This window comes from Streptomyces sp. NPDC008086 (genome assembly GCF_042957325.1).
GTDB lineage: Bacteria > Actinomycetota > Actinomycetes > Streptomycetales > Streptomycetaceae > Streptomyces.
The window spans coordinates 1-22,962 of the sequence record NZ_JBIBIA010000016.1 but is presented as its reverse complement, the minus strand read 5'-3'; the positions used below and the strand labels follow the sequence as shown (position 1 = coordinate 22,962).

Annotated in this window: 19 protein-coding genes and 2 pseudogenes; 15 read left to right on the top strand and 6 right to left on the bottom strand. The window is 69.4% G+C overall.

The features are described 5' to 3' along the window. The 6 genes from ACFZBP_RS38880 to ACFZBP_RS38855 all read left to right on the top strand — a co-directional run bounded on the left by ACFZBP_RS38880 (position 1) and on the right by ACFZBP_RS38855 (position 6,706). Complete coding sequence (locus tag ACFZBP_RS38880; protein ID WP_234765590.1) at positions 1-762, top strand: DUF3710 domain-containing protein; 762 nt, start codon at positions 1-3, stop codon at positions 760-762. Between the two features lie 179 nt (positions 763-941). Further along, entirely contained in the window at positions 942-2,114 is a 1,173-nt protein-coding gene (locus ACFZBP_RS38875; RefSeq protein WP_391420687.1) for an alginate lyase family protein, read from the top strand. A gap of 151 nt (positions 2,115-2,265) precedes the next feature. Next, positions 2,266-4,842 (top strand): DUF4118 domain-containing protein, encoded by a 2,577-nt coding sequence (locus ACFZBP_RS38870; RefSeq protein WP_391420685.1) that lies wholly within the window; start codon positions 2,266-2,268, stop codon positions 4,840-4,842. Further along, positions 4,836-5,552, top strand: a complete 717-nt coding sequence (locus tag ACFZBP_RS38865) for a response regulator (protein ID WP_383457144.1) — start codon at positions 4,836-4,838, stop codon at positions 5,550-5,552. The genes ACFZBP_RS38870 and ACFZBP_RS38865 overlap by 7 nt, the downstream gene beginning before the upstream one ends. A 20-nt stretch (positions 5,553-5,572) precedes the next feature. Next, positions 5,573-5,971 carry an OB-fold nucleic acid binding domain-containing protein gene (locus ACFZBP_RS38860; protein ID WP_037642785.1) on the top strand — a complete coding sequence of 133 codons (399 nt, stop codon included), beginning with the start codon at positions 5,573-5,575 and terminating at the stop codon, positions 5,969-5,971. Between the two features lie 3 nt (positions 5,972-5,974). Beyond that, entirely contained in the window at positions 5,975-6,706 is a 732-nt protein-coding gene (locus tag ACFZBP_RS38855) for a DUF3159 domain-containing protein (protein ID WP_383457148.1), read from the top strand. Positions 6,707-6,795: 89 nt separating this feature from the next. Here ACFZBP_RS38855 and ACFZBP_RS38850 read toward each other — a convergent pair whose 3' ends face one another. Together ACFZBP_RS38850 and ACFZBP_RS38845 are read right to left on the bottom strand one after the other, a co-directional pair. Further along, positions 6,796-7,473 (bottom strand): TrkA family potassium uptake protein, encoded by a 678-nt coding sequence (locus ACFZBP_RS38850; RefSeq protein ID WP_062719493.1) that lies wholly within the window; start codon positions 7,471-7,473, stop codon positions 6,796-6,798. After that, positions 7,473-8,144 (bottom strand): TrkA family potassium uptake protein, encoded by a 672-nt coding sequence (locus ACFZBP_RS38845; protein WP_062719494.1) that lies wholly within the window; start codon positions 8,142-8,144, stop codon positions 7,473-7,475. Before ACFZBP_RS38845 ends, ACFZBP_RS38850 begins: the two co-directional genes overlap by 1 nt. Positions 8,145-8,687: 543 nt before the next feature. Here ACFZBP_RS38845 and ACFZBP_RS38840 point away from each other — a divergent pair. From ACFZBP_RS38840 to ACFZBP_RS38820, 5 genes are all read left to right on the top strand, one after another. Next, entirely contained in the window at positions 8,688-10,736 is a 2,049-nt protein-coding gene (locus ACFZBP_RS38840; RefSeq protein WP_391420680.1) for an amino acid permease, read from the top strand. 108 nt (positions 10,737-10,844) lie between these two features. Continuing rightward, on the top strand, positions 10,845-12,173 hold the full coding sequence (locus ACFZBP_RS38835; RefSeq protein ID WP_391420678.1) for a TRAM domain-containing protein: 1,329 nt from the start codon (positions 10,845-10,847) through the stop codon (positions 12,171-12,173). 732 nt (positions 12,174-12,905) lie between these two features. Continuing rightward, positions 12,906-13,235, top strand: coding sequence for a CPCC family cysteine-rich protein (locus tag ACFZBP_RS38830; RefSeq protein ID WP_391420676.1), 330 nt, complete (start codon positions 12,906-12,908; stop codon positions 13,233-13,235). Between the two features lie 46 nt (positions 13,236-13,281). Continuing rightward, positions 13,282-13,449, top strand: a complete 168-nt coding sequence (locus ACFZBP_RS38825; protein ID WP_391420674.1) for a hypothetical protein — start codon at positions 13,282-13,284, stop codon at positions 13,447-13,449. Further along, on the top strand, positions 13,434-13,952 hold the full coding sequence (locus ACFZBP_RS38820; RefSeq protein WP_391420672.1) for a hypothetical protein: 519 nt from the start codon (positions 13,434-13,436) through the stop codon (positions 13,950-13,952). Before ACFZBP_RS38825 ends, ACFZBP_RS38820 begins: the two co-directional genes overlap by 16 nt. 144 nt (positions 13,953-14,096) lie before the next feature. Here ACFZBP_RS38820 and ACFZBP_RS38815 read toward each other — a convergent pair whose 3' ends face one another. The 3 genes from ACFZBP_RS38815 to ACFZBP_RS38805 all read right to left on the bottom strand — a co-directional run bounded on the left by ACFZBP_RS38815 (position 14,097) and on the right by ACFZBP_RS38805 (position 17,281). Continuing rightward, on the bottom strand, positions 14,097-15,035 hold the full coding sequence (locus ACFZBP_RS38815; protein ID WP_391420670.1) for an NAD(P)H-dependent oxidoreductase: 939 nt from the start codon (positions 15,033-15,035) through the stop codon (positions 14,097-14,099). 91 nt (positions 15,036-15,126) lie between these two features. Continuing rightward, positions 15,127-16,020: an alpha/beta hydrolase gene (locus ACFZBP_RS38810; protein WP_383457165.1), complete on the bottom strand. Its 894-nt coding sequence runs from the start codon at positions 16,018-16,020 to the stop codon at positions 15,127-15,129. Positions 16,021-16,060: 40 nt separating this feature from the next. Next, a complete protein-coding gene (locus tag ACFZBP_RS38805; protein ID WP_391420667.1) occupies positions 16,061-17,281 on the bottom strand; it encodes an FAD-dependent monooxygenase in 1,221 nt (406 codons plus the stop codon). A gap of 201 nt (positions 17,282-17,482) precedes the next feature. Here ACFZBP_RS38805 and ACFZBP_RS38800 point away from each other — a divergent pair, with 201 nt between their 5' ends. Continuing rightward, positions 17,483-18,391, top strand: coding sequence for a LysR family transcriptional regulator (locus tag ACFZBP_RS38800; protein WP_383457170.1), 909 nt, complete (start codon positions 17,483-17,485; stop codon positions 18,389-18,391). A gap of 581 nt (positions 18,392-18,972) precedes the next feature. Beyond that, complete coding sequence (locus ACFZBP_RS38795) at positions 18,973-19,644, top strand: phosphotransferase (RefSeq protein ID WP_391420665.1); 672 nt, start codon at positions 18,973-18,975, stop codon at positions 19,642-19,644. A 457-nt stretch (positions 19,645-20,101) separates the two neighbouring features. Here ACFZBP_RS38795 and ACFZBP_RS38790 read toward each other — a convergent pair. Next, positions 20,102-20,447: pseudogene (locus ACFZBP_RS38790) on the bottom strand (sugar hydrolase); the annotation flags it as partial. Between the two features lie 324 nt (positions 20,448-20,771). On the opposite strand from ACFZBP_RS38790, the gene ACFZBP_RS38785 reads away from it, so the two are divergent. Both ACFZBP_RS38785 and ACFZBP_RS38780 read left to right on the top strand, forming a co-directional pair. Then, the gene (locus ACFZBP_RS38785) at positions 20,772-22,451 is read left to right on the top strand and encodes a Tat pathway signal sequence domain protein (protein ID WP_391420663.1); all 1,680 of its coding nucleotides are present in this window, start codon (positions 20,772-20,774) and stop codon (positions 22,449-22,451) included. Then, positions 22,451-22,962: pseudogene (locus ACFZBP_RS38780) on the top strand (sugar ABC transporter permease); the annotation flags it as partial. The gene ACFZBP_RS38785 and the pseudogene ACFZBP_RS38780, both read left to right, overlap by 1 nt.

Below are 22,962 nucleotides of genomic sequence, written 5' to 3'. Positions count from 1 at the left end.
GTGTTCGGACGTCGCAAGAAGAAGGGTGCCGCCGAGGACGCGGCCGGCGAGCCCGAGCAGGTCGTCGACGGTGTCGACACTGAGGCGGACGACGACGGTGAGCGCGAGCGCGTGAGGCTGGAGCCGGAGCCGCGGCCCGACGGGCCCTGGGACAGCTCCGAGGTCCGTGAGCCCGGCGAGGGCCGGGTCGACCTGGGCGGCCTGTTGGTACCGGGCGTCGACGGCATGGAACTGCGCGTGGAGGTCGCGGGCGACGCGATCGTCGCGGCGACCGTCGTGCTGCGCGACAGCGCCATCCAGCTGCAGGCCTTCGCCGCGCCCAAGCGCGAGGGCATCTGGAGCGAGGTGCGCGAGGAGATCGGCTCGGGCATCACCCAGCAGGGTGGCATCATCGACGAGGTCGAAGGCCCCCTGGGCTGGGAGCTGCGCGCCCAGGTACCGGTTCAGCTGCCGGACGGCACGGGTGGTTTCCAGGTCGTGCGGTTCGTCGGCGTGGACGGACCCCGCTGGTTCCTGCGCGGTGTGATCTCGGGTCAGGGTGCCGTGCAGCCGCAGGCGGCCGGGCTGCTGGAGCAGATCTTCCGGGACACGGTCGTGGTCCGCGGCGAAGGCCCGATGGCCCCGCGTGACCCGATCGTCCTGAAGCTGCCGAACGACGCCCAGATGGTGCCCGAGGGAGTCCAGCAGGAGGAGGCCGGTTCGCGCTTCTCCGGCGGCATGGGCCAGCTCCAGCGCGGACCGGAGATCACCGAGGTTCGCTGAGCGATCCCGAGGTTCGCCGGGCAGGGCAGAAACAGCAGGGCCGCACCCCGTACAGGGTGCGGCCCTTTCTCGTGCGTGAACCCTTGACGGCGCATTGGTCTGTACCTACCGTCTCCCGCCAACGCGTCTGTTCATAAAGGCGCTTCGCGTTCACATACGAGAACGGAAGGCCCCCAAGCATGCGCAGAACCGCACTGTTCGCGGCCGCGGCCGCCCTCGTCGCCGGTGTCCTCGCCTGGCCGACCGGCGCCGGCGCCGCCCCCAGCACCTTCGTCCACCCCGGAGTCACCGTCTCCAAGGGGCAGTTGGACTTCACCCGCTCCAAGGTCAACGCCGGCGCCCAGCCCTGGAAGGGCGCCTTCGACCGGATGATGGCGAGCAAGTACGCCGACCTGAACCGCACCCCCAAGCCGCGCGCGGTCGTCGAGTGCGGCTCGTACTCGAACCCCAACCACGGCTGCACCGACGAGCGCGAGGACGCGATAGCCGCCTACACCCAGGCCCTCGCCTGGTACGTCACCCGCGACGAGCGGCACGCGCGGAAGGCCATCGAGCTGATGGACGCCTGGTCCGCGGTGATCAGGGACCACACCAACAGCAACGCGCCCCTCCAGACGGGCTGGGCAGGCTCCTCCTGGCCCAAGGCCGCCGAGATCATCAAGTACACGTACACCGGGAACTGGGCGAACTCCGGCCGGTTCGCGACCATGCTCCGCACGGTCTACCTGCCGGAGATCATCAACGGATCGAACTCCAACGGGAACTGGGAGCTGTCGATGATGGAGGCCGCCGTCGGCATCTCCGTCTTCCTGGAGGACAAGGCGTCGTACGACAAGGCCATGGGGAAGTTCCGCACCCGCACCGCCGCCTATGTCTACCTGTCGTCCGACGGTGACCTGCCCAGGACCGTGCCCAGCCAGAACCTCGACACCCGCGAGAAGATCGTCAACTACTGGCAGGGGCAGGGCACCTTCGTCACCGGCCTCACCCAGGAGACCTGCCGGGATCTCACGCACACCGGGTACGGCATCTCGGCCATCTCGCACGTCGCCGAGACCAGCAGGATCCAGGGCCAGGATCTCTACGGCACGGACGTCGGCGAGCGGCTGCGGCACGCGCTCGGGTTCCAGGCCAGGTATGAACTCGGTGAGACCGTACCCGGCTGGCTGTGCGGCGGCTCGCTCAAGCGCGGGCTCGGGCCGGTCACCGAGGTCGGGCACAACGCCCTGGCCAACCGGCTCGGCCATGCCATGACCAACACCGAGACGCTGAACGAGCGCAACCGCCCGGCCGGCAGCAACAACCTCTTCGTGGCCTGGGAGACCCTCACCCACGGCGACAACCCCGGCTGAGCCCTCCCGGGGTCGAGCCCATGACGTCCTGGTGGGAGCGTCAGAGTTGCGTCAAAGACGCTCCCACCGCCGCACCCGGCCCTATTTGTCGCGATTATTGGCCGTAAGGTCGACGCTGCGTAGGCAGCAGTGGCCGAACACAATGAGGACCATGGGACGCGGCAAGCTTCGGATCTATCTCGGTGCGGCACCGGGCGTCGGCAAGACGTACGCGATGCTGTCCGAGGCGCACCGGCGTGTCGAGCGGGGCACCGACTGTGTGGTCGCCTTCGTGGAGCACCATCAGCGACCGCGCACCGAGGTGATGCTGCACGGCCTCGAACAGATCCGGCGCAGAGGGCTCGAGTACCGGGGCGGCACCTTCACCGAGATGGACGTGGACGCCGTCCTGGCCCGGCGGCCCCAGGTGGCCCTCGTCGACGAACTCGCCCACACCAATGTCCCGGGCTCCCGCAACGCCAAGCGCTGGCAGGACGTGGAGGAGCTGCTGGCGGCGGGGATCGACGTCATATCGACCGTCAACATCCAGCACCTGGAGTCCCTCGGCGACGTCGTGGAGTCGATCACCGGCGTCCGGCAGCAGGAGACAGTGCCGGACGAGATGGTGCGCCGGGCCGACCAGATAGAGCTGGTCGACATGTCGCCCCAGGCGCTGCGCCGACGCATGGCGCACGGGAACATCTACCAGCCCGACAAGGTCGACGCGGCTCTCTCCAACTACTTCCGGCCCGGCAACCTGACCGCGCTGCGCGAGCTGGCGCTGCTGTGGGTGGCGGACCGGGTCGACGAGTACCTGAACCAGTACCGCAGTGACCACCGGGTGTCGAGGATCTGGGGTTCGCGGGAGCGGATCGTGGTCGGGCTGACCGGTGGTCCGGAGGGCAGGACCCTCATCCGCCGGGCCGCCCGGCTGGCGGAGAAGGGCGCCGGCGGTGAGGTACTGGCCGTCTACATCGCCCGCAGCGACGGACTGACCTCGGCCTCGCCGAAGGAACTCGCCGTCCAGCGCACCCTCGTCGAGGACCTCGGCGGAACGTTCCACCATGTCGTCGGCGACGACATCCCGGCCGCCCTGCTCGACTTCGCGCGCGGTGTGAACGCCACCCAGATCGTCCTCGGCTCCTCGCGCCGCCGGAGCTGGCAGTACGTCTTCGGACCGGGCGTGGGCGTGACCGTGGCCCGGGACTCGGGCCCCGACCTCGACGTGCACATCGTCACGCACGAGGAGGCGGCCAAGGGGCGCGGACTGCCCGTGGCCCGGGGAGCCCGCCTCGGCCGGTCCCGGATCCTGTGGGGCTGGTTCACCGGCGTCGCCGGTCCGGTGCTGCTCACCCTGCTGCTGACCCACATCGACGCCGACCTCGGCCTCGCGAACGACATGCTGCTGTTCCTGACCCTGACGGTGGCCGCGGCCCTGCTCGGCGGGCTGTACCCGGCCCTGGCCTCCGCTGCGGTCGGCTCGCTGCTGCTCAACTGGTTCTTCACCCCGCCCCTGCACCGCATCTCGATCGCCGACCCGAAGAACCTGCTCGCCCTCGTGATCTTCGTCCTGGTGGCGCTCGCCGTCGCCTCCGTGGTCGACCTCGCCGCCCGCCGCACCCACCAGGCGGCCCGGCTGCGCGCCGAGTCGGAGATCCTGTCCTTCCTCGCGGGCAACGTGCTGCGCGGCGAGACCGGCCTGGAGGAACTCCTGGAGCGGGTCCGCGAGACCTTCGGCATGGACTCGGCGGCCCTGCTGGAGCGCGAGAGCGACGTCGACCCGTGGACGCGGGCGGGCGAGGTGGGCCAGGGACCCGCGCCGGAGCGGCCGGAGGACGCGGACGTCGACGTACCGGTCGGCGACCACATGGCGCTCGCGCTGACCGGCCGCGTACTGCCCGCCGAGGACCGCCGGGTGCTCGCCGCCTTCGCCGCGCAGGCGGCCGTCGTCCTGGACCGGCGCCGGCTCCAGGAGGAGGCCGACCAGGCCAAGGAGCTGGCCGAGGGCAACCGCATCCGTACCGCGCTGCTGGCCGCCGTCAGCCATGACCTCCGTACGCCGCTCGCCGGCATCAAGGCGGCGGTCTCCTCGCTGCGGTCCGACGACGTGGCGTGGTCGGAGGAGGACGAGGCCGAGCTGCTGGCGGGCATCGAGGAGGGCGCCGACCGGCTGGACCACCTGGTCGGGAACCTCCTGGACATGTCCCGCCTGCAGACCGGTACGGTCACGCCGCTGATCAGGGAGATCGACCTCGACGAGGTGGTGCCGATGGCGCTGGGCGGGGTGCCGGACGGAAGCGCCGAGCTGGACATCCCGGAGACGCTGCCCATGGTCGCCGTGGACCCCGGGCTGCTGGAGCGGTCGGTGGCCAACCTGGTCGAGAACGCCGTCAAGTACAGCCCGGACGACCGCAGGGTCCTGGTGGCCGCCAGCGCCATCGCGGACCGGGTCGAGGTCCGGGTGGCCGACCGCGGGCCGGGCGTCCCGGACGACGCCAAGGAACGTATCTTCGCGCCCTTCCAGCGCTACGGCGACGCCCCGCGCGGCGCGGGAGTCGGTCTCGGACTCGCGGTCGCCCGCGGGTTCGCCGAGGCGATGGGCGGCACGCTGAACGCCGAGGACACGCCCGGCGGCGGCCTCACCATGGTGCTCACCCTGCGGGCGGCGGGATCGCGCGCGGAGCTTGTCGAAGAGGGGGGCGTGCCAGTGGAGCACCCCGTGGAACCAGAAAGGCAGACCACATGCTGAGCCCGACCGCGGGGACCTCCCAGACCCCCACGAGGGTTCTGGTGATCGACGACGAGCCGCAGATCGTGCGCGCCCTCGTGATCAACCTCAGGGCCCGCAAGTACGAGGTCGACGCGGCCCACGACGGGGCCACCGCCCTCGAACTCGCCGCCACCCGCCACCCCGACGTCGTCGTCCTCGACCTCGGACTGCCGGACATGGACGGCGTCGAGGTCATCCGGGGCCTGCGCGGCTGGACCCGGGTGCCGATCCTGGTGCTGTCCGCCCGGCACTCCTCCGACGAGAAGGTCGAGGCCCTGGACGCGGGCGCCGACGACTACGTCACCAAGCCCTTCGGCATGGACGAACTGCTCGCCCGGCTGCGGGCCGCCGTACGCCGCGCCGAACCCACCGGGGGCGGCGAGGACGACGTGATGGTGGAGACCGAGGAGTTCACCGTCGACCTGGCCGCGAAGAAGGTCAACCGGGGCGGGAAGGACGTACGGCTGACCCCCACGGAATGGCATCTGCTGGAGGTGCTGGTCCGCAATACGGGACGTCTCGTCAGCCAGCGGCAGCTGCTGCAGGAGGTGTGGGGGCCGTCGTACGGGACGGAGACCAACTATCTGCGGGTCTACATGGCCCAGCTGCGCAGGAAGCTGGAGGCCGATCCTTCGCACCCCAGGCACTTCGTCACCGAGCCTGGGATGGGCTATCGGTTCGAGAAGTGATGCCCGGTAGGCTTCAAGACATGAGTGCTGTTCCTCGTTCCGAAAAGTCGGTGGGCCGGTTCCGGCGCATGCTCGACCGGCTCTCCTCGTCGCAGGAGGACCTGGAGTCCGAGGAGCTGCGCGAGGACGCCGAGACCGCCGGCTGTATCAAGATCGGTGACTGCCGTGACCGACAGATAGTGACGGTTACTGGTACCTTGCGCACGGTCACCCTGCGGCCACGCGCGGGCGTTCCGGCCCTGGAGGCCGAGCTCTTCGACGGCTCCGCCGCGCTGGACGTGGTGTGGCTGGGCAGGCGCTCCATAGTCGGGATAGAGCCGGGGCGCCGGCTCATCGCATCGGGCCGGATCTCCATGAGCCGGGGCCGCCGCGTGCTGTTCAACCCGAAATACGAACTGAGACCCCTCGGACGGGAGTAGCCGGTGACGTCGCTCGACAAGCCGACTGAAGACACCACCGACACCACCGCGAACGCCGAGCACGACGCCCGGGCGGTGACCGAGGCCGCCCTGTTCGAGGCCTTCGGCGGCGTGCGCGGCATGATCGAGACGGTGCTGCCGGGGCTGCTCTTCGTCACCATCTACACGATCAACAAGGACACGCACCTCTCGGCCATCGCCGCGCTCGCGGTGTCCCTGGTGCTCGTGGTCGTCCGCCTGGTGATGCGGGACACCGTCAAGCACGCGTTCAGCGGTGTCTTCGGCGTCGCCTTCGGTGTCGTGTTCGCGATGATGACCGGGGAGGCGAAGGACTTCTACCTGCCCGGCATGCTCTACACGCTGGGGCTCGGGCTCGCGTACATCATCACCACGCTGTGCGGGGTGCCGCTGATCGGGCTGATCCTCGGGCCGGTGTTCAAGGAGAACCTCTCCTGGCGCACGCGCAATCCCGGCCGCAAGAAGGCCTACGCGAAGGCCAGTTACGCCTGGGGCGCGATCCTGCTGGCCAAGTGCGCGATCCTCTTCCCGCTGTACTGGTGGGCCGACACCACGCAGTTCGGGTGGGTCCTGATCACGCTGAAGATCCCGCCGTTCCTGCTGGCCGTATGGCTGACCTGGGTCTTCCTGGCGAAGGCACCCGCGCCGATTGACGTGTTCGCCGAGATGGAGGCGGAGGAGAAGGCGCGGGAGGCTGCTGCTCGGTCAGCCGAGTAGGTGGCCTGCGTCGGTCCGAGCGTCACTGTAGGAAAGGGCGCCCCCGGGAATCCCAGGGGCGCCCTTTCCTGTCGTATCGCGCGAAGCGGCTAGCTCGCCGTGTCCTCCCGGCGGACCGACAGCAGGTCCTCCAACTGCTCCTCGCGGGCCTGGGCGGCCACGAAGAGGAGTTCGTCGCCGGCCTCCAGGGAGTCCTCGCGGGACGGGGTGAGGACCCGGGTGCCGCGGATGATGGTGACCAGGGACGTGTCCTGGGGCCACTCGACATCGCCGACCTGGGTGCCGGCCAGGGCCGACTCCTCCGGCAGGGTCAGCTCCACGAGGTTGGCGTCGCCGTGGCTGAAGCGGAGCAGCCGGACCAGGTCGCCGACGCTCACCGCCTCCTCGACCAGGGCCGACATCAGACGCGGGGTGGAGACGGCCACGTCGACGCCCCAGGACTCGTTGAACAGCCACTCGTTCTTGGGGTTGTTCACACGGGCCACGACGCGCGGCACGCCGTACTCCGTCTTCGCCAGCAAGGACACGACCAGGTTGACCTTGTCGTCGCCCGTCGCGGCGATCACCACGTTGCAGCGCTGAAGGGCCGCCTCGTCCAGGGACGTGATCTCGCAGGCGTCGGCCAGCAGCCACTCCGCCTGGGGCACGCGCTCGACCGAGATGGCGGTCGGCGCCTTGTCGATGAGCAGGACCTCGTGGCCGTTCTCCAGCAGTTCGCCCGCGATCGAGCGGCCGACCGCACCGGCACCGGCAATGGCGACCCTCATCAGTGACCGCCCTCCTCTTCGGGACCCTTGGCGAACGCCGCCTCGACCTTGTCGACCTCGTCGGCACGCATCATCACGTGCACCAGGTCGCCCTCCTGCAACACCGTCTGCGAGGTGGGCAGGATCGCCTCGCCGAGCCGGGTCAGGAACGCCACGCGGACGCCCGTCTCCTCCTGGAGCCTGCTGATCTTGTGGCCCACCCAGGCCGTGGACGTGTGCACCTCGGCGAGCTGGACGCCGCCGGTGGGGTCCCGCCACAGCGGCTCGGCGCCCGAGGGGAGCAGGCGGCGCAGCATCTGGTCGGCCGTCCAGCGGACCGTGGCCACGGTGGGGATGCCGAGGCGTTGGTAGACCTCGGCGCGGCGGGGGTCGTAGATCCGGGCCGCGACGTTCTCCACGCCGAACATCTCGCGGGCCACGCGCGCGGAGATGATGTTCGAGTTGTCCCCGCTGGAGACGGCGGCGAAGGCGCCGGCCTCCTCGATGCCCGCCTCGCGCAGGGTGTCCTGGTCGAAGCCGACGCCGGTGACCCGGCGGCCTCCGAAGCCGGGGCCCAGCCTGCGGAACGCGGTGGGGTCCTGGTCGATCACGGCGACCGTGTGCCCCTGTTGCTCCAGGGTCTGGGCAAGAGCGGAACCCACCCTTCCGCAACCCATGATGACGATGTGCACGGTCTTACCCCGCACTCCTCGTTAGGCGTCTGACTTGCGTGAACGTGGTGCTCATATCCTTCTCTCGGTTCGCCGGGCAACAGGCGCGGGCCGGTCGCGGACCGCTGGGCAACATCATGCCGGGGAATGCCGGGGATGATCCCTCGCGGTACGGATCGTGGACCGCCGTGCAGGCCGGCCCGCGTGTGCCTCGGTCCACCGTAACGTCCGCCTCCGACACACCGACCGGCGAGTCGGGTGTCCCGTACGACCCCCTCAGCGGCGGTTGAAGCTGCGGAGACTGGCGAGTGCCAGGAGGCCGAGTCCGGCGAGCGAGACGAGGGCCCCGACGAGCTCGGCGGCCGTCTGCGACATGAGGTCTCCCGGATGTGATGAGCGTACTGACGCAGGTGGGCTGATCCGCAGGTACGCAGGTCATGGAGGCACGGGGGCGGCGCGACGGCCCGCGCCCGGCGCGTGCGGGGCACGGAATTCACCCCGGCGCCGCGCGCGATTTCACCCGGATGTGCCCCGGCCCAGCAGGGGGGCCTACGATTCTCTGTTGTGTCCAAACTGACCGACGTGCCCAAACGGATTCTGATCGGGCGCGCGCTGCGCAGTGACCGGCTGGCGGAAACGCTCCTGCCGAAGCGCATCGCTCTGCCCGTCTTTGCCTCCGACCCGCTGTCCTCCGTGGCATACGCGCCCGGAGAAGTACTGCTGGTCCTCTCCATCGCGGGCGTGTCGGCGTACCACTTCAGCCCCTGGATCGCGGTCGCGGTCGTCGTCCTGATGTTCACCGTGGTCGCCTCCTACCGGCAGAACGTGCACGCCTACCCCAGCGGTGGCGGCGACTACGAGGTGGCGACCACCAACCTCGGTCCCAAGGCCGGACTGACGGTCGCGAGCGCCCTGCTCGTGGACTACGTGCTGACCGTCGCCGTCTCCATCTCCTCCGGCATCGAGAACCTCGGCTCCGCGATCCCGTTCGTGGTCGAGCACAAGGTCGAGTGCGCGGCCGCGGTGATCCTGCTGCTGACGGTGATGAACCTGCGCGGCGTCCGGGAGTCCGGCGGCCTCTTCGCCATCCCGACGTACGTCTTCGTCGTGGGCGTCTTCATCATGATCGCGTGGGGCGCGTTCCGCGGGCTGGTCCTGGACGACACCATGCGGGCGCCCACCGCGTCGTACGAGATCAAACCGGAACACGAGGGCCTCGCGGGCTTCGCGCTCGTCTTCCTGCTCCTGCGCGCCTTCTCCTCCGGCTGCGCCGCGCTCACCGGTGTCGAGGCGATCTCCAACGGCGTCCCGGCCTTCCGCAAGCCCAAGTCGAAGAACGCCGCGACCACGCTCGCGGCGATGGGCCTGCTGGCCGTCACCATGTTCTGCGGCATCATCGTGCTCGCGCTGGTGACCAAGGTCCGCATGGCCGAGAACCCGGCCGTCGACCTGATCAAGGACGGCGTCGCGGTCGGCTCCGGCTATGTCCAGAACCCGGTGATCACCCAGGTCGCCGAGGCCGTCTTCGGCAAGGGCAGCTTCTTCTTCGTCGTGCTCGCGGCGGCCACCGCCCTGGTGCTGTTCCTGGCGGCGAACACCGCCTACAACGGCTTCCCGGTGCTCGGCTCGATCCTCGCCCAGGACCGCTATCTGCCGCGCCAGTTGCACACCCGCGGCGACCGGCTCGCCTTCTCCAACGGCATCGTGCTGCTGGCCGGCGCGGCCATGCTCCTGGTGTGGATCTACGGCGCCGACTCCACCCGCCTGATCCAGCTCTACATCGTCGGCGTGTTCGTGTCCTTCACGCTCAGTCAGACCGGCATGGTCCGCCACTGGAACCGCCTCCTGGCGACCGAGAGGGACCAGGCCAAGCGCCGCCACATGATCCGCTCCCGCGCGATCAACACCTTCGGCGCCTTCTTCACCGGCCTGGTCCTGATCGTCGTGCTCGTCACCAAGTTCACGCACGGCGCCTGGGTGGCCCTGCTCGGCATGGTGATCTTCTACGGCACGATGACGGCGATCCGCCGCCACTACGACCACGTCTCCGAGGAACTCGCCGCCCCCGAGGGCCCGAGCGACGACAGCGTACGGCCGTCCCGCGTGCACTCGGTCGTCCTGGTCTCCAAGATCCACCGCCCCGCCCTGCGCGCCCTGGCCTACGCCAAGCTCATGCGCTCGGACACCCTGGAGGCGCTCAGCGTCAACGTCGACCCGGCGGAGACCAAGGCGCTGCGCGAGGAGTGGGAGCGGCGCGGGATCGACGTACCGCTGAAGGTGCTCGACTCGCCCTACCGCGAGATCACGCGGCCGATCATCGAGTACGTCAAGGGGCTGCGCAAGGAGTCCCCGCGCGACGCGGTGTCGGTGATCATCCCCGAGTACGTGGTCGGCCACTGGTACGAGCATCTGCTGCACAACCAGAGCGCGCTGCGGCTGAAGGGCCGGCTGCTGTTCACGCCGGGCATCATGGTGACCTCCGTGCCCTACCAGCTCCAGTCGTCCGAGGTGGCCAAGGCCAGGGCCCGCAAGCGGCAGGACTGGAACGCGCCGGGATCGGTGCGGCGGGGCCCGGCCCAGGAGCGGGCCAAGGAGCCGGACAACCAGCGCTGACCGGGGCGGGGCACGGGTTCGAGCACGTAGACTGGTGGGCTGTTGTCAGGCCCTCCACAGCTCTTGGGGAGAGGGCCGCATCCCCTCTCGATCTGGAGTCACCCCACCATGCAGGCAGAACCGAAGAAGTCGCTGGTGGGGGAGGAGTACGAGGTCGAGATCGGCCCCGTCGCCCACGGCGGGCACTGCATCGCCCGCACCGACGCCGGCCAGGTGCTGTTCGTCCGGCACACGCTGCCCGGCGAGCGGGTCGTGGCCCGGGTGACCGAGGGCGAGGAGGGCGACCGCTTCCTGCGCGCCGACGCCGTCGAGGTGCTGGACGCCTCCAAGGACCGCATCGAGGCGCCCTGCCCCTTCGCCGGTCCCGGCCGCTGCGGCGGCTGCGACTGGCAGCACGCCAAGCCCGGGGCACAGCGCCGGCTGAAGGGCGAGGTCATCGCCGAGCAGCTGCAGCGGCTCGCGGGGCTGACGCCGGAGGACGTCGGCTGGGACGGCACGGTGATGCCGGCCGAGGGCGACAAGCTGCCCGCCGGACAGGTGCCGCAGTGGCGCACACGCGTGCAGTACGCGGTCGACGCCGACGGGCACGCCGGACTGCGCCGGCACCGCTCGCACGAGGTCGAGCCGATCGACCACTGCATGATCGCCGCGGAAGGTGTCAGCGAGCTGGGCATCGAGAAGCGGGACTGGACCGGCATGGCGTCGGTCGAGGCGATCGCCGCGACGGGTTCGCAGGACCGCCAGGTGATCCTCACCCCGCGGCCGGGGGCGCGCCTGCCGATCGTGGAGCTCGACCGCCCGGTGTCGGTGATGCGGGTCGGCGAGAAGGACGGCGGCACGCACCGCGTCCACGGTCGCCCCTTCGTCCGCGAACGCGCCGACGGCCGTACGCACCGCGTCGGCAGCGGCGGCTTCTGGCAGGTCCACCCGAAGGCCGCGGACACCCTGGTGACCGCCGTCATGCAGGGCCTGCTGCCCCGCAAGGGCGAGATGGCCCTCGACCTCTACTGCGGCGTGGGCCTCTTCGCCGGCGCCCTCGCCGACCGCCTCGGCGACAAGGGCGCGGTCCTCGGCATCGAGTCCGGCAAGCGCGCGGTGGAGGACGCCCGGCACAACCTCGCCGAGTTCGACCGCGTGCGGATCGAACAGGGCAAGGTCGAGGCGGTGCTGCCGCGCACGGGGATCACCGAGGTGGACCTCATCGTGCTGGACCCGCCTCGGGCGGGGGCGGGCCGGAGTACGGTCGCGCACCTTGCGTCGTTGGGGGCGCGGCGGATCGCTTATGTGGCTTGCGATCCGGCTGCGTTGGCGCGGGATTTGGGGTATTTCCGGGAAGGGGGGTATCGGGTGCGGATGTTGCGGGCGTTTGATTTGTTTCCGATGACCTCGCATGTTGAGTGTGTGGCCATTCTTGAGCCCGCCTCGAAGAGCGTCTGACCTGCCGGTTCTTCTGGTTCTTCTGGTTCTTCTGGGTTTCGGGCGGGTCCGGCCGACCTGTTTTCATGAGTGCATGACGTCGAGTGCGCCGAATGCCGGACGGACGGCTCTGACCTGCGGTTTCAGCCAGTGTCGTGGGGGGGGCGGGCGTTGCGCCGCGATCTCCGCGGGGGCGGTGCGTGGCAGTCTCGACGCTCATGTGACGCTCGATCTGATGGCGCGTCAGGTGCTCGTGAGTGTGTGGTCAAGCCCATTCCGCTCGCGTGTGCGGTGTACCGCCTCGCGTGACGAAGGGACGAAGGCGCGCCGGGGGTGTGGCGGCGATTTACGAGCATCATCAGCCGCGTCGAGGAGGAGGCCCAGGCAGGCCGACCGGGCCTCGATCCAGACTGTCGCGATCCGGTTTATCCGCCGCCTTGTTTTCGTGTCCTGGCCCGGGCGACCGGCACGTACGTCCTCACCTGCGACGCCCGGCGGGCGATGACCATGCTGCTGGTCGTCTGCCCGTGCGCGGGCCGGCTTCGCCAGCGATGAGCGCGGCCATCGGCAACGGCGCCCTGGTCAAGAGCGGCACTCACCCGCAGGGCGGCGGCCAGGTCACCGCCGTCGTCCTTGCAAGACCGGCACCCTCAACATCAACCGCCCGCTCGTTACCAGCGTCGTCGCGCTCCACGAGAACCACACCCCCGCCCAGCTGGGCAGTCTCGTTTGGATCATGAAGAGAGCGGAGCGATGTCAGCCATGGTCTCTGAAGAATCGCTCTCCAGTCCGTCGAACAACGCCGCTGGCAGCCTCATCGCATGCCCCTGCTGTGTCCAGCGCACCCTGGAGGGACGGGCCAATTTCGAAGTCTGTCAGGAGTGCGGCTGGGAGGACGACGGGCAGGATGACGGGGACGCCAACATCGTGCGGGGTGGGCCCAATGGCAGGCTGAGCCTGAGGCAGGCACGGCTGGACTATCTGGAGTCAGCAGCCAAGGGATGCGATGAGTCTATGACGCGTGGCGGTGAAGGGCTGTGGATGTCGGAAGCACGGCGTCAGATGCCATACGTGGCTGAATAGGGCAGCGTCCGGCAACGATGTCCCTCGTTGGGACTCGCGGGCCGCCGTGCCCTGGCGGTTGCCGGTGCTGTGGTCGAAGAGCGTCGTCACCGGCGTACTCGTCGTGCCCGTGGCTGTCGGCGGCGCGCTGGCAGAGTTCGGGCTGGGTGCTCGGTCCCTCGACGGCCAGGGCATCTCCATGTCCCACGTGGGCGACGTGTGCTGCGTTCCCTGACGGGAGCGGGCCTCTATCTGGGACTGGTGGGCGTGTGGGGTGTGGCCCTGGGCTCGCTGTTGCGCTCCACAGCGAGCAGCATCACCGTGCTGGTGGGTAGCCTGCTGATCCTGCCGGGCCTGACCTCGCTGCTGCCCGCGTCCTGGAAGGACGCCAGCACGCCGTATCTGCCTGGCAACGTCGGCCAAGCGGTGACGCACCTGCACCGGGCCACCGACTCGCTCGGCCCCTGGGCGGGCCTGGCGGTGTGCGCCGCACGGGTGGCGCTGACACTGGCTGGGGCGGCGTACTCGTCCGCACGAGATCCGGTGTCCCTCCGGGGGCCTTACGGCTCCTCAGGCAGCACAGCGGTGCGCAGCGCGTCCTGCACGGAGGCGCGGGATGGGACGCCAGGAGTGACCGCGGTGCCGGTGGTGGCTTTGGTGACGGTGTCAATCAACCAGGTGACCCACGGGGGCGCCGAGCCACCGCCGGTGTCGGCCGGTGGCCGACACCGGCCATGACACCGCCTTGCCCGCACGCCGGATCGACCCGCATCCGGCGCCTGAGCGCGCCGGATACAGGCATCCTGCGACCCTCTGTCAGGAGGGGATCTGCCACTGCTGCTGGGGCGCGCCGGGGCCGGTGGAGAGCCCACGAACGGTCGTCTACGGCCGCGGTGGGCGCAGGACGGGGACGCTGTCGCGGAACGCGGCAGCGTGCTTGTCGATCTCCTGGCGGTCCGGCTCCAGTGCGGCGGCGCTCAGCAGTTCCCGGTAGTGCTCCTCCAGCTCCGTGAGGGTGTGGACGGAGGAAGCGGTGCCGGCGGGGGAGAAGTCGACCCGGACGTCGCCGTCCTCGACGGCGAAACGGCCCGCGGCCCCACAGGTGCCGCATTCGGCGTGGCCGCCGCGCAGCACGATCAGGTCGAGGTGGCACATCGGACAGGTGCCGGGCTCTCCCAGGAACCGGACCTCGTCGTGGGGGAGCCCGAGTTGCCGGGCAACCGCGCCGCCCAGCCGCTCGGCGCGCAGCACAGCCGCCTGGTCGGTGGCTATGCCGCCCAGGCCGCCGGGGGTGGGGACTTCCATCTGGTCGGCGACGGCCATGTGCAGGGGGAAGGCCAGGGCGTGCAGAGTGGGCAGCGTCAGCGTGCGCCAGTGGGGTGACGGGCAGCCACCCACGGCGATGAAGCCGGCCACGCGCGGCTTGAGGACCCGCGGGTCGGGGGCCGTGTCGACGCCCAGAAGGCCGCGAATCTCCTTCTGCTCGGCCGGGCCGTGTTCGCGTGGGGCGAGGGCCTCACGGACGAAGACGACGTCCGTGCGCGGACCGAAGGCGCGGTCGATGAGGAGCTTCAACGCGCCCGGTGCGCTTCGGGTGTAGGTGGGGGAGCTGACGATCACGCCGTCCGCGTCGAGCAGCCGGTCGCAGAACCAGGCCGCGTCGTCCCCGGTGTCCGCGGTGGCGGCGGTCACCAGGGACAGGTCGGTCAGCCGTACCATCTCGACGGCTGTTCCTTCGCGCGCGGCCGCGGTGAGCGCGGCCTTCAGCAGTACCTCGGCACTGCCGTCCTCCTGCCCGCAGGCAAGTCCGAGCAGACGCATTGACGACACCTCTCTGTGTGGTCGGGGACGGGGGGCGGTCCGTCGGGCCACGCGGCTCCGGCGGACCGGACGGGAGCGGATGGTGGGGCGGTCAGCCGCGCAGGGTGGCGGCCAGCCAGTCGGCGCTGCGGGTGATGATCTCGGGGAAGTGGTTCGAGAGGATCTCGTAGTGCTGGCCCGGGTACTCGATAACCTCCTTCGGGCCGGGGATCCGCTCGAACATCTCGCGGGCCTCCTCGACGGGGGCGACGGTGTCCTTGGAGGCGAGGATCATCAGGACCGGGGCGGTGATGCGTTCGGCGTAGGCACGCGCCTCCATCTCGAAGATGCGGTCGAGGGTCGAGATGGTGATCGCGTTCCGGAAGCTGGGCAGCTGGTGGATCATGTTCTCGACGAATTCCAGACCCTCCTGGTCGCTGAACATGACCGGGTCCCCGGGTTCCGGGACACCGTGCAGGCGGATACTCGCGGCCGGCTCGCCGCGCAGTTGGGCCTGACGGTCGGCGGGGATGAGAGCTTCCAGCTCCGCGAGCGTGTCGGCCGGTTGGAGGGTGCGTGCGCTCCAGCCGCTGACCGGCGGGATGATGCCGACGACCGCTTTGACCCGGCGGTCGGTGGCGGCCGTGAAGAGGGAGTTGGCGCCACCGATGCTGATGCCCCACAGGGCGATGCGGTCGGGGTCGAGGTCCTCGCGCAGGGTCAGATGGGTGATGACGTCGCGCAGGTCCCGGCACTGCTGCCAGGGATCGAACTGCTGACGGGGTTCGCCGTCGCTGTAGCCGGTGTTGCGGTGGTCGTAGATCAGGCAGGCCAGACCGGCGTCGGTGAAGCCCTCGGCCATGGCGAACATGGATTCAGCGGGACCGCCCAGGCCGCCCTGGAGGATGGCGACGGGCGGGCGTTCGGGACCGTCGGTCGGGCGGAACAGTTTGCCCCGCAGGGTCAGTCCCGACACTCGGAACTCGATGTCTTCGGCGACAGGCATGATTCTCCTCGTGGTGCGGCTCGTGTAGGGGAGGCGGCGATCAGGTGTGACTGACGGGGAGGTCGTCGGGCAGGAAGTCGATGTCGACGGCCCGCGGGTCGGCAGAGGCGCGCAGGATGGGGAAGACCTCGGCGCGCATCTCGGTCTCGTACTCGGCCACGGCCGCCGCCACAGGTGTGTCACCGTGGGCGGCGCGCTCCAGGGCCCGGGTGAGGGCCGCGGCGTCGCGCAGTGCCGTGTTGGCGCCGGAGCCGAACGAGGGAGGCATGGCGTGGATCGCGTCACCGAGCAGGGTGACACGGCCGGCCGGCCAGGGATCTGCCGCCTGAAGGTGACGCATGGACACCGGGAAGATCGTCGACGCGTCGACGTGCTCGACGAGATCGGCCAGGGCGGGGTCCCAACCCCGTACCGCGGTGCGCATCAGCGCGTGCAGGGTTTCGGCGGAGCTGTGCCACAAATCGGGAGCCCCGGCGGCGAAAGGGCTGCCGGGCAGTAGGGCGAGGTTGACCATGATGTAGGGATCGACGGGATCGACGGCGGCGCCGGGCGCCAGTTCGGCCACCGCCTCGGCGACCTGCCTGCGCGGACGGTACACGCCGTACGCGAACATCGCGCCGTTCGGCTCCGCGGCGATGGCGAAACCGTCGAACAGTGCCTCGGGCAGGCCCGCTGCCAGATCGTCGGTCAGCGGTGCGGTGGAGTACAGGCCGCGTATGCCGGTGTCCACGACCGGAACGTCGGGCAGCAACTGCCCGCGCACGACGGAGTTGATGCCGTCGGCGCCCACCAGTACGTCTCCGGTCTCGCTCGTGCCGTCGTCGAGCAGCACCCGCACCTCCTCGCCGTCCGTCTCGAAGCCGGTGACGGTGCTGTCGTAGCGGACGATGTCCTCCAGGCCCAGGCCAATGATCTGGCGCAGCGTGCGCCTGTTGACCGCTGTGTGGGGCCGCCGCGGGTCGTTGGGCGGGCCGATGTGGGGACGGGCGCCCAGTTCGCGGGCCTGGTGGTCGAGCATGACCATGACCTCACGGCGAGGCGTCTCGCGCGAGGTCTGCATGTACAGCTCGAAGAGGTTGTCCGGCAGGCACTGCTGGAGAGCGCGGCCACCCGCGCCGTTCATGTGCAGGCGGTAGCCGGCCCGTCCGATGCCCGGCGCGCTCTCGTAGACGGTGCAGCTGATGCCCGCGCGGCGAAGTCCCTGCGCCAGACAGAGCCCTCCGATGCCTCCGCCGGCGATCAGGACATGGAACGACGGCATTGTCGCCTCCTTGATGGGCTCGGAACACCTGCATCGATCGGTGCAGGCCCGAGAATGCGAACGTCTGGGGTGGTGGCGGTCCGTCTGATGCGAGGTCCCGCCGAGCCGTGTCACCACTCTTGCGTCCGCGCTGGGATCAGGGAAGCCGAAATCACCTATGCTCGACATAGGCAGAGCTGATGATCATTCGAGGTGGGTGCCGTGAATCTGGACCTCAACCTGCTGACGTCGCTGGACGCGCTGCTCCAGGAGCGCAGTGTGACGCGGGCCGCACAACGGCTCGGTCTCAGTCAGCCCTCGCTGAGCGCAGCCCTGGCCCGGCTGCGCCGGCACTACGGTGACGAACTCCTCGTCAGGGTGGGCAACAGCTACGAGCTGACCCCCCTGGCGGAACGACTGGTGGAACACACCGAGCAGGCCCTGAGCTGGGCGGACCGAGTCCTCCGGACGCGCCCCGACTTCGATCCCACGCAGGCCCGGCACGAGTTCACCGTGATCATGGCCGACTGCCAACTGCCCACGTTCGGACGGGCCTTGGCCGACCTGGTCCGCACCGCCGCGCCGAACGTGCGGCTGCGGTTCCAGCACAGCACCGAACGGGTCGTGCAGCAGGCGCTGGACCACCTGCGCACGGTGGACGCCCTCGTCCTGCCCCAGGGCATCCTGTCGAACATCCCCACCTTCGACCTGTACAAGGACCGTTGGGTGTGCGTGATGTCCGCCGACCGCGTCCCGGCCGTCCTCGGGCGGGAGGAACTGGCGCAGCGTCCTTGGGTGTTGCCCTACCGTCACCCGTCGCCGGTCTTCTCCCCGTTGAACCGTCTGCACGCCGAGGGCATCGAACCGCACGCGGAGATCGTCACGGAGAACTTCCTGGCCATTCCCCACCTGGTCGTCGGGACCGACCGGATCGGCCTGATGCCCGAACGGGTCGCGATCCCCACCCTCTCCGGACAACCGATCACCGTCGTCCAACCCGACTTCGAGATCGGCCACTTGGTGGAGTCCCTGTGGTGGCATCCCCTCCATGAGCGGGAGCCGGCCCACATATGGCTGCGCCGCATTGCCGCTCAGGCCGGCCAGGCAGTCGAGAGCGGCCCCTTGGCGTGAGGAAGTGCCCTCGGGCGGGGCGCGGAAGGTGTACAGCAGCCGGTCGACATCGAGCGCGGACACCCGGGTGTCGGCCCTTGCGGGAGGGGCGGCCGCTCGGGCAGGCGATGCGCCGAAGAAGGAACCGGTGGCAGAGGCGGCAGCCGTGGCCTCGGCTCCTTGCAGGAGACGCCGTCGTCTGACGGAGGAAGGCATCTCGCACCTTGCGGTGGGGGAAGGTGACTGCTTGGTCGTCGGTGCGTTCGCTCACCGGTCGGGCGGCCGGGCGCGACGCCTGGCCTCTGGAGTGAGCGGGGCGGGGCCCGCTGGGGCAACTGGTCGTCGCGCCTGCTCGGGCTGCCCCGAGCAGGCGGGACGGGCTGTCGACCGTGACGCTCGTTTGACGCTCTGGGCTCACCCGCGCTGCGCGGCAAGCCGAGAAAGCTGCTCTGACCTGGTCCTTTCCGTGAACTGCTCAGGCCGACATTTTTCCGATGACGTCGCATGTGGAGTGCGTGGCGATCCTCGAACCTGCTGGCAAGGAGTCATGACCTGCGCTTTTGTTGTCCGGGAAGCGGCGTGCCGTGGCTGATGATCGGTGGATGCGTCCGTTGAAGCATGGCTACACCAACCACACCGTCGGCGACGGGTCCGTGGTGGAGAAGACCTATGAGGGTCCGGATGCCGAGCTCAGGCTTGATCGCGAGCATAAGCTGCTGACCCGGCTACAGGGAGTGCTGCCCATGCCGCCGGTGCGCGGAGCCGACGCCGGTACCCTCACGCTCGGCTTCGTGGCTGGTGTGCCCGGCCAGGAACTACTGGACGCCGGTCACGCGGCGGCGGTCCTGGAGACGTGCGGGAGGCTGCTGCGCCGCATCCACGCCACCGAGAGGAGCGTGCTGGCGGTGGGCGCGCACGCTGCCGGCAAAGTGCTCGTGCACGGTGACTTTGGGCCCAACAACGTGCTGCTCGACCCTGTCACCTTCCAGGCCACCGCAGTGGTCGACTGGGAGTTCGCCCACCTCGGGGAGCCGGTCGAGGACCTGGCCTGGTGCGAGTGGATCGTGCGGATGCACCACCCCGAGCACCGCCAGGCGCTCGACCACTTCTTTCACGCCTACGGCGGGGAGGTGCCGCCCTGGCCGGTTCGCCAGGCCGCCATGCTGGCCAGGTGCGAGGCGTTGCGGCAGTTCTGCCACCGCTGGGAGCCGAACGGTGCGGGCATGCGGCAGTGGCGGGAGCGCGCCGCCGCCACAGGGGGCTGGCAGGAGTAGCAGCCAGGATCCCGAGCCCTGGTGGAGCGGGGCTGGGCCGTGACGTGACGGTGGCCGCACGGTTTCTTCGAGTGTGACCAAGAAGTGAGCCCGTGCGGCCTTGGCCAACGAGTTCCCTGACCAGGTCAGCGCTCCGCTGAAGAGGCCAAAGGACGACGCCATGACCAAGGTGGGGAGCACCCGCCCTCAACCTGCGCACGGCGGGCGGCGCGACGGTGACGGTCCGCCTCGAACTGGTCGGCCTCGCCGACGGCCGGCCGGCACGCCGGGCTGCGCCACTACGCGCCCACCTACCCCGCACCGGACCGCGCAGTCCGAGGCGGACGTCCTGCACACTGGTCCCCGACAACGGGAGCGCTCAATCGGCGAAGCCGTGGGGCTCGGCCGTACCCGGCAAGAGCGTGAGCACTACCAGTACCGGACCGTCACCCACGAAGAGATCGACCGAGCGTGTCTTCGGGGACCTGACGTTCAGGCCCACTCGGTCGTCGCGGGCGCCCATCGCGCGGGTTGCCGTGGAGACGGCCACGTCGGCTCACCGTACGAGACGGTGTTCCAGGTCGCACCGAGGCCGACCGCCTGGGCGAGAACGGTGGCCGGGCCCATCCAGGCGACGCGATGCAGGGCCTCCTGGCCGCAGTGGAAGGCCGCGATGCCCAGGCGCTTGACGGCGCGCGTGAACTCATGCAGGCATCCCATCTTCTCGTCGAGGGTGAGCCGCGACAGAAGGTCGTCGATGCGCTTCGCGAATGCCAGCTGTGAGCGCGGAACGGCGGTGGTGTGTGCGCCGTGTGTGCAGACACGTGGGACTCCCTTGAGGTAGAGCCGAGAGTGCTTTCGAAGCGCTTCGATGCATGCCAGGGGCACTAGGAGAGCGTCAAGAGATCGACTCCGTTCGTCAAGGAGGAACTACGGGGAGCCTCCTCCAGTGCCTCGGAGGAATCTTTGAAGCGACCCTTGTGCGCCCATGGGCGTTCACTTAACCTCGCAGCAATATCGAAGCGCTTCGACTGCGTATACGTCGACAGTGATGGGATGTCCGCTTTCAGCTCAGCTGGTTCAAGTCACGCCACCGCAGCCGACGGCCCACCGCCGGGTGTCCGGGTGCGCCATGAAGGGTTGACGCAATGACGCCGAACGTCGCCTCCATATCCTCAGGACCGAGCCGGAGAAGTTTCCTAGCCTCCACGGCGGTCGCCGTCGCAGCGGTGGCCGGGGGGATGCCACTGCTGTCCGCCTGTGGCGGTTCGGACGGTGGGAAGCGCGAAGGGGCCACATCGGGCAAGGCGGCCGACAAGTTGATCCCGACATACGTCGCCAGCAAGATCGCCCAGCCGGACATCCCGTCGAAGAACGGTTCCGCGGCCGGCTACACCAGCAAGATCGACCTCGCGGCCCTCGCCACCTCGGTTCCGGAAAAGCTCGGTACCGGCGCTCCCCTCAAGATCATGGGCCCGCTCTGGGGTACCCCGCCGAAGCCCGGAAACCCCTACTACAAGACACTCGACGAGGTCGCCGGCACCAAGATCACCTGGCAGAACCAGGACGGCATCACCTACGGTGAGAAGCTCGGGGCCGTCCTCGCCTCCAGCTCCATACCCGACATGGTGGTCGTGCCCGACTGGGAACTGGTCGGCAAGATCCCGAACGCGGTCACCGCGAAGTTCATGGACCTCGGCCCCTACCTGGCGGGCGACAAGGTCAAGAAGTACCCGAACCTGGCCGCGATCCCCTCCGACGCCTGGCGCATGAGCATCTTCGGCGGCGCCCTGCGCGGTATCCCGATGCCCGCCGCCCCCGTGCCCAACATCGTGCCCTTCTACCGCAAGGACATCTTCGACAAGAAGGGCTACACCGTCCCCAAGTCGGCCGACGAGTTCCTCAGCTGGGCCAAGGAGGCCACCAGCGCCAAGGCCAAGGTGTGGGCCTGTTCTGACATGAGGTGGTCGGCGGCAGGCATCTTCGGTGTCCAGCCTGCCGGGCCGCTCGGCTGGAACATCGGGGGCGACGGCAAGCTGACGTATCGCATCGAGCATGCTGAGTACCTCGAACATCTGGAGTGGGTCCGCAAGCTGTTCGCCGCCGGTGTCGTACATCCCGACGACAAAGCAAACACGGGCGACCCCGCCCAGCGGTTCACCTCCGGGCAGACACTGGTCTACAACCAGAACATGTCCGACTGGTACGGCAAGGCCACCGAACAGGCCCGGTCCAACCCGGAGTTCCAGATCGAGGGCATGGACTACTTCGGCGCCGACGGCGGCAACCCGACGCTGTATGCCGGCCAGCCCGTCACCATCTGGTCGATGATCCGCAAGGGCGCCTCGAAGGAGACGGTCGAGAACGCGCTGGCCGCCGCAAACTTCGCGGCGGCGCCCTACGGCACCAAGGAGCGGATGTACGTCGACTACGGCGTCGAGGACACCCACTACACGGTCAAGAACGGCGTCCCGATCAAGAACGACCGGGGTATCCAGGAGGTGAACAACGCCTGGGTGCTGCTAGCGGCCCCGGCTCCCTACCTGGCCCACCCCGACCTCCCCGAGATCACCCGCAAGCAGGTCGAGTGGCAGCAGCGGCAGGGCGCCTTCGTCAAGAAGACGTCCACCTACGGCATGAAAATCGTCGAGCCGAGCCGCTACGCCACCCTTTCCAGCCAGTTCGAGCAGTTGGAGATCGACTTCGTGCGCGGCAACAAGAAGCTGTCCGACATACAGCAGGCCATCTCCACCTGGAAGTCCTCCGGCGGCGACAAGCTGCGCGACTGGTACAAGCAGCTCCTCGACAAGAACGGCAGTGGCACCTGATGTCCATCACGGCCGGGAGCAGGCCGGACGGGACCCGTCCCCCCGCGGCCGTCGAGGAACCGACGGCCGCGGTCGCCGCAGCCACCGTGAAGGAGAGCGTGCCGCGCAGGGCCGGCAAGACGGGCAAGGTTCCCTTCCGGGTCCGGTGGCGCCGCGACCGCGCGCTCATCCTCATGACCCTGCCTGTCATCGTCCTGCTCGTGATCTTCAACTACGTCCCGCTGCTGGGCAATGTCGTCGCCTTCCAGGACTACGACCCGTACGTCTCCAGCAACGGCGTCACGGCGATCTTCCACAGCCCGTGGGTCGGCGTGGAGCAGTTCTCGCGGATGATCGACGACCCGTTGTTCTGGAGCGCGACGAAGAACACCGTCGTTCTGTTCGTGCTCCAACTGGCGCTGTTCTTCCCGGTTCCTATCGCCCTCGCGCTGGTCATCAACAGTGTGATCCGGCCCCGGGTGCGGGCCGTGGCGCAGGCGATCATGTATCTGCCGCACTTCTTCTCGTGGGT

Coding starts and splice junctions, on each gene's coding strand:
- ACFZBP_RS38785 (WP_391420663.1), top strand. CDS start 20,772: ATGACGCCGAACGTCGCCTCCATATCCTCAGGACCGAGCCGGAGAAGT.
- ACFZBP_RS38870 (WP_391420685.1), top strand. CDS start 2,266: ATGGGACGCGGCAAGCTTCGGATCTATCTCGGTGCGGCACCGGGCGTC.
- ACFZBP_RS38815 (WP_391420670.1), bottom strand. CDS start 15,035: ATGCGTCTGCTCGGACTTGCCTGCGGGCAGGAGGACGGCAGTGCCGAG.
- ACFZBP_RS38865 (WP_383457144.1), top strand. CDS start 4,836: ATGCTGAGCCCGACCGCGGGGACCTCCCAGACCCCCACGAGGGTTCTG.
- ACFZBP_RS38875 (WP_391420687.1), top strand. CDS start 942: ATGCGCAGAACCGCACTGTTCGCGGCCGCGGCCGCCCTCGTCGCCGGT.
- ACFZBP_RS38830 (WP_391420676.1), top strand. CDS start 12,906: ATGTCAGCCATGGTCTCTGAAGAATCGCTCTCCAGTCCGTCGAACAAC.
- ACFZBP_RS38810 (WP_383457165.1), bottom strand. CDS start 16,020: ATGCCTGTCGCCGAAGACATCGAGTTCCGAGTGTCGGGACTGACCCTG.
- ACFZBP_RS38860 (WP_037642785.1), top strand. CDS start 5,573: ATGAGTGCTGTTCCTCGTTCCGAAAAGTCGGTGGGCCGGTTCCGGCGC.
- ACFZBP_RS38835 (WP_391420678.1), top strand. CDS start 10,845: ATGCAGGCAGAACCGAAGAAGTCGCTGGTGGGGGAGGAGTACGAGGTC.
- ACFZBP_RS38850 (WP_062719493.1), bottom strand. CDS start 7,473: ATGAGGGTCGCCATTGCCGGTGCCGGTGCGGTCGGCCGCTCGATCGCG.
- ACFZBP_RS38805 (WP_391420667.1), bottom strand. CDS start 17,281: ATGCCGTCGTTCCATGTCCTGATCGCCGGCGGAGGCATCGGAGGGCTC.
- ACFZBP_RS38795 (WP_391420665.1), top strand. CDS start 18,973: ATGCGTCCGTTGAAGCATGGCTACACCAACCACACCGTCGGCGACGGG.